The 904-nt window shown below is 36.8% G+C and carries 1 protein-coding gene; it reads right to left on the reverse strand.

Annotated elements, in window-relative coordinates; translation table 11 throughout:
* On the reverse strand, window positions 1–842 hold an 842-nt coding region (locus tag G6Q06_RS08310), incomplete at its 3' end, for an adenine-specific methyltransferase EcoRI family protein (protein WP_163566300.1).
* Window positions 843–904: the final 62 nt, after the last annotated feature.

The raw sequence follows: 904 nt of genomic DNA on the forward strand, positions 1-904 counted from the left end.
TTCTTTTTACTTTTAATAAGAATCTGCCAATATTCTATGGCACGCGAAAAGGGTGGGTTGGTACAGACAATGTCGGCCTCCTCATTTAAGATTCTTAGCGACTCCTTTTCTTCAAAACCACCTTTATAGTTAGGCGGGGTGTGCTTTATTTCATGTGCTCCCTCTTTTGTGAAAATATAACCTTTTACTCCTGCATTAAATAAATCCTGTTGGCTACCATAATGCGTACAAATGAGTTTTTTAAGTTTTAGTCTAAAGAAATGCCTTAAAAAATACAGAGCAAAAGCAGATGAGTCTGTATAATCTCTCCTCTCTCCTATGGCATCATCGCAGTTACAAAACACAACTTTACTTTGCCATATTTTTAAAGGATAATTTGACAACTCTTTTTCTACATCCTCGTAACGGGTGTAAAATTCATCATCTTTAACTTTCTTGGCTTTATTTAAAATATCAACCCTTACAAGTCCTCGCTCTTGCATGCTAGGCGTGCTGATAGGCTTGACTTCTTGTTTTTGCTTGGGCGGCTTGCTACTAACCTTAGCAATAAAATGCGCATGTGCGCTAATAAAGCTGACATAAGTCTCAAAAAGACTTGGGTTAAAAAAGTAAATCTCTCTATTATTCTGCTCTCTTAAATGCGCAAAGGCGTTTTTCATATCTTGCTCAATTACGCGCATGTTAGCCACTTCGCATGTAAAAAGATAACTATAGATCTGCTCACTTGATTGGCCTGTAATGTGGTTATATTCTTTCAGCCGTCTCTCTAAGTTATTGGTGATGCCTATTTTACACTTGCTTTTTTCTAGGCTAGATTGGACTATGTAGAGATATTGTTTCATGTGCTTCCTAAAGGTTTTAAAGAGAATATTCTCTAGTATTTTAACACATGCGAAGGACTGGT

The organism is Helicobacter suis (assembly GCF_902196135.1).
Lineage (GTDB): Bacteria > Campylobacterota > Campylobacteria > Campylobacterales > Helicobacteraceae > Helicobacter > Helicobacter suis_A.